Source organism: Brasilonema angustatum (genome assembly GCF_059505445.1).
The window spans coordinates 1-4732 of sequence record NZ_JCACKO010000016.1 but is presented as its reverse complement, the minus strand read 5'-3'; the positions used below and the strand labels follow the sequence as shown (position 1 = coordinate 4732).

Sequence of the window (4732 nt, the reverse complement as noted above, 5' to 3'; positions counted from 1 at the left end):
AGACTATGGAATCTCAACGGGCAGGAACTGCATACTCTTAAGGGGCATAGCAGTACAGTCTATAGTGTGGCGTTCAGCCCGGATGGCAAGACTCTTGCCTCTAGTAGTTATGACACCACAGTAATCCTATGGAATCTCAACGGGCAGGAACTGCATACTCTGAAAGGGTATAGCAGTACAGTCTATAGTGTGGTGTTCAGCCCGGATGGCAAGACTCTTGCCTTTGGTAGTTCTGACAACACAGTCAGACTATGGAATCTCAACGGGCAGAAACTGCATACTTTTAAGGGGCATAGCAGTGAAGTCACAAGTATGGTGTTCAGCCCGGATGGCAAGACTCTTGCCTTTGGTAGTTCTGACAACACAGTCAGACTATGGAATCTCAACGGACAGGAACTGCATACTCTTAAGGGGCATAGCAGTAAAGTCACAAGTGTGGTGTTCAGCCCGGATGGCAAGACGATAGCCAGTGCTAGTGATGACAACACAGTAAGACTATGGAATCTCAACGGGCAGGAACTGCATACTCTTAAGGGGCATAGCAGTGAAGTCACAAGTGTGGCGTTCAGCCCGGATGGCAAGACTCTTGCCTCTGGTAGTTCTGACAACACAGTAAGACTATGGAATATGGATTTGGATAACTTATTAATACGTGGTTGTGATTGGGCTTCTGATTATCTGAACAACAACCCCAATGTTAAAGATGACCGTCACCTTTGTGATGGTATTGGCAAAAAAAAGTAATGACCCATTAAAACTATCCAGAACGGTTTTCAGTGGTTTGAAATCGGTGGTAAGATTCGACACTAAAAACTCAGATAATCGCGAAGTGATTGAATCAGCAAGCTGCTGTTGAAGTGAGCGCGTTAAAACAACGGTAAATCAAGGGTTTTGAAAACTTGCTTGACATAACTTTACAAAGTGTCCCATTTGCCATGTATTTCGGCACATCCCCCTTTTGAATAAAGCCGCTTAATGAAAAACTGATAAGTAAAAATACTCGATTCTAGTAAAACTCTTACTGGGTCGGGTTTTTTCTTTAGTCTAGACAATCATCATGATTTTGTCCTATAATCAAATATTCTAATTATGATTTTGTCCTATAATCAAGTAGAGACGATTGTATGGGCGGTTAATATGCATAAATACTTAATTGAAGTCAGCAATATCGAGACAGAAGATACTGCATTGCTACAGATAACTGCTGACACTCCAGAGGAAGCTGTAGCGGATATAGAGAACGGTTGGGAGGTGATACGTGTCCGTAAGCCGTGGGGTGGTAAACGTGAAGGTGCAGGACGTGTTTCTAAGTGGGGTGAGAATGTTGAAACTCACCGCTACAGATTGCCTAAGCCACTGGGTGATAATGCTGAGGAGGTCGTAGAATCGTTGGAATCACTTAAAACGGTGTTAGAAGTTTGGGAAAACAAAGTCACCGATTCTAAAGCTAGAAGTGGGGGTAAGGTTGGTGAGCGGTATAAATACGTTGAACAAATGCTAGAGGAATTAAAGAAGTGTCTTTCGGACTTGCCTGAAAGTTTCATTTGAGTCAAAGTATATTAATCATTCTTGTATACTAAAAAGCTTATTTAATATTTTTTAGCAGAGAATATACAGATTTCGGAGATATGGCACTTACCTTGAAATAAAATACCAGCCGTCAAACCCAGATCCCTCGTTACCAACCCGTCAACCCGAAATACGGCTGGTATTTTATTTTTACGGTCTCCCTTATCTATTCAACAGGTGCTTTTAGCTTGCGCTGTTATGCATCGCGAACCTATATAATCACAATGCCAATCAAGAACAAAATCAAGGAATTCATCACAAGTAAGGAAATCACTCGCTATGAGTTCGCCAAGTTGACGGGAGTTAGCAAAACAACCGTATATTCACTGTACGATTCACCTGATATTCTCCCATTAGCAGCTGTGCTCACAAAAATATGTGATTATTATCAGGTACAGCCTAACGATTTGATGCTGTGGGAGCCAAACACCGACCAAAGTCCGACCGCTCCCCAAAAATAAAAAAGTGGTGACCGCGAATAATCTTTTTCGCCACGGTTACCGGATGCATCTACAAGAAAAGTTTTTTTAAGGGGTTTCGTCAATAATTGGCTAAATCCTTTACCGCTATTTAGCCAAATGGTAATCATAAGGATAAGTGTTTTTTCTACCAAAAAGAAGATAATAGATTTTACCCACTGGGAGCCTTTTTGAGGGTATATTAAAACTCAGATACAGCAATTGTATGCTCAAGTACATACTTATATAGTTTTACTACGTCTTACGATATACCAAAAAAAAACACTAAACTTATATCTTTTTTATACGGATATTTTCTGATATTTCCTTCAGAAATTATACCCATAAAAAAGGGGGTCTTCACTACCCCACTAGCTATTACCAATTGCTGAAAAAATCAGCAATCCCTTGTTAAAAACTTCACTTCGTTCGATAATCTTTAACTTCAAAAAATGCTGATTAAGATTCACTCATTACTACTGAGATCTAATCTAATCAAAAACGCGTACACAGCGCGAGTACATACGTTCCTTGGTCGGTATGACCACTCAAAACTTTGGTATTTACTCCGAAGTTTTGATATCACAGGTAGTGGGGTTTCCGAGTTACCTATGAGCCTTATCTGTTCAGTGTTGTCCATCTCAAACGCTTCAATTTATAGATGGCTAAGAACAGGCAAAAAACTAGATTTTTTCAGAAGCTACAGTGTCAGGAAAGGCATACTGACAACTTATCTCGGAGGACTTAGACCAGTTTGCTGGAAATTAGAACTAGCAACCTGGGGCGCTACAGCTGACGTTCCTCTGTTGAGTGTCGTCAACAACCTAAGAGCCACCGTCACCCAAATTGAGACTCAAGCTTTGCAGCAGTCAAGCCACTACGCCGCTTTAAGAACAATTTCACCAGAAAGCAGAAAACAACTGCATAAAGTTGACCCTAACTTCCTAATAGCTACACCAGTTTTGGAACTACATCGTAAACCAGTTTTGGAACTACATCGTAAAGGAGAACCAACCAATGAACTAACCAAAAAAATCGCTTCGCAAGTACCCGCTTTTGACAGGGTGTCCACAATTTCACACTTTGGCGTTACATCGGAGCCACTAGAAAAGGAGCTACAAGGAGAAACATCTAATAGAGCCATTAACTCAGTTGCTTCGCAAGTACCCGCTTTTGACAGGGTGTCCACAACTTTCAACATCAACAATCAACTAGAGTCACCAAGTATCAACAATCAATTAGAGCCACCAAGTAAGGAGAAGTCACAAGGGGAAACATCCAATGAACCAGCCAAAAAAATCGCTTCGCAAGTACCCGCTTTTGACAGGGTGTCCACAATTTCACACTTCGGCGTTACATCAGAGCCACTACCTTTCGTCCAAGGGGAGACATCCACTAGCTTTATTAACTCAGTCGCTTCGCAAGTACCCGCTTTTGACAGGGTGTCCACAGACTTAAACGTCAACAAACCACTAGATAAGGAGCTACAAGGAGAAACATCTAATAGAGCCATTAACTCAGTCGCTTCGCAAGTACCCGTTTTTGGCAGGGTGTCCACAACTTTCAACATCAACAATCTACTAGAGCCACTAAGCAAGGAGAACCATCAATGTAGTAACACTTCGGTCTCGACACAACCAAAACCTGTCCTGAGACATGAATTGGGAGTGCAATCCTCACCTAACTCGATTGTGGGGCAAGTGCCTTTCGTCCTTCATGTTTCCCGAACACGTTTATTTGTGTCGAGAAACTTTCTGTGTTTTGGGGCTACACAAAATAGTATATCAAGGACTCTTGGTATTAGTGTGAAAACGACCCAAAGACATCAAAAAATCATAGGTTTGTCACACCTGCAGTTGTGCCAGGAGAAAAACGAGTACAAAGATATTCGTCAAACCTTGAGAATGGAGTTCCATTCATATGATGTGTACGACCAAAACAACAGAACGCGCGTAGGGTTTAAAGATTGCGGCGATAGCTACCGATTTGAGGACGGGGTGGTAATTGGTTCAAAAACCAGCGAACCGAACACGTACTCTGTCAAAAAAGACGGTTTCTTGAACCGCTTCTTTAAACTTGGGACGCAGTACTTTTTAGCCAAGTGCAACATCTACCGCGAGGAGTTGCAGCTGACAACGATGAGATTCGCCAAGAAACTCTTTAAGCAGGAGTCCAGAAAACGCCTGCAGAAAGTGTCACTGTGACAGTCGTTTTTTTTCGGTCGCCGGGGGGGGCGTTTGCCGGTTTAAAAACCTTTTTCCCTTGGATCGGAATATGAAAGACATTTTTAAGAAAATAAAAAAATGGTGTTTGTCAAAGTAATCGAGAACTCGACACCAGAGGATATCCCTTTGGGACTTCGCTATATAGTCCTAGAATCTATTGAGTGTTACCCCAAACTCAAACAGATGTACCCTAACGCGCAGTTAACCGTCGTCAGACGTGAGGATTTTAGACGTGAGGCTTGTGACTCCGTTGGACTTGCAGAAGCATTGCTGTTGATGGCTTAATCTTCTTTCTTGTCGCTGGAAGATTCATTTGGACGGTTAGCTAGTCCAACCGCGCCGCTTATGCTCGCGGTAGCAATGGCACTGGCTAGGGTCAATTTTTCCCCACTTGCGCCACTGACTAACGCTGCAATCACAATCAGCGCACCAGAGATAAATCCTATGCATGGCGTTAGGGCGCGAATAAGATCAGGGGTC

At 42.5% G+C, this 4732-nt stretch carries 6 protein-coding genes; 5 read left to right on the top strand and 1 reads right to left on the bottom strand.

All coding sequences use genetic code 11. The features are described 5' to 3' along the window. From AC5JM2_RS04150 to AC5JM2_RS04130, 5 genes are all read left to right on the top strand, one after another. Nucleotides 1-744 (top strand): WD40 repeat domain-containing protein (locus AC5JM2_RS04150; RefSeq protein WP_495833651.1); only part of this gene is annotated, 744 nt, incomplete at its 5' end. 345 nt (nt 745-1089) lie between these two features. Next, on the top strand, nt 1090-1548 hold the full coding sequence (locus tag AC5JM2_RS04145) for a hypothetical protein (RefSeq protein WP_495833650.1): 459 nt from the start codon (nt 1090-1092) through the stop codon (nt 1546-1548). 245 nt (nt 1549-1793) lie between these two features. After that, on the top strand, nt 1794-2030 hold the full coding sequence (locus AC5JM2_RS04140) for a helix-turn-helix domain-containing protein (RefSeq protein WP_495833649.1): 237 nt from the start codon (nt 1794-1796) through the stop codon (nt 2028-2030). A gap of 608 nt (nt 2031-2638) precedes the next feature. Continuing rightward, nucleotides 2639-4231, top strand: a complete 1593-nt coding sequence (locus AC5JM2_RS04135; protein WP_495833648.1) for a hypothetical protein — start codon at nt 2639-2641, stop codon at nt 4229-4231. Nucleotides 4232-4330: 99 nt separating this feature from the next. Next, a complete protein-coding gene (locus AC5JM2_RS04130) occupies nt 4331-4537 on the top strand; it encodes a hypothetical protein (RefSeq protein ID WP_495833647.1) in 207 nt (68 codons plus the stop codon). Here the strand turns inward: AC5JM2_RS04130 and AC5JM2_RS04125 are convergent. Next, nucleotides 4534-4732 (bottom strand): hypothetical protein (locus AC5JM2_RS04125; protein ID WP_495833646.1); only part of this gene is annotated, 199 nt, incomplete at its 5' end. The two genes, AC5JM2_RS04130 and AC5JM2_RS04125, sit on opposite strands and share 4 nt — an antisense overlap.

Excerpts from the sequence above, each read along its gene's own strand:
- AC5JM2_RS04135 (WP_495833648.1), top strand. The coding sequence starts at position 2,639 with ATGAGCCTTATCTGTTCAGTGTTGTCCATCTCAAACGCTTCAATTTAT.
- AC5JM2_RS04140 (WP_495833649.1), top strand. The coding sequence starts at position 1,794 with ATGCCAATCAAGAACAAAATCAAGGAATTCATCACAAGTAAGGAAATC.
- AC5JM2_RS04145 (WP_495833650.1), top strand. The coding sequence starts at position 1,090 with ATGATTTTGTCCTATAATCAAGTAGAGACGATTGTATGGGCGGTTAAT.
- AC5JM2_RS04130 (WP_495833647.1), top strand. The coding sequence starts at position 4,331 with ATGGTGTTTGTCAAAGTAATCGAGAACTCGACACCAGAGGATATCCCT.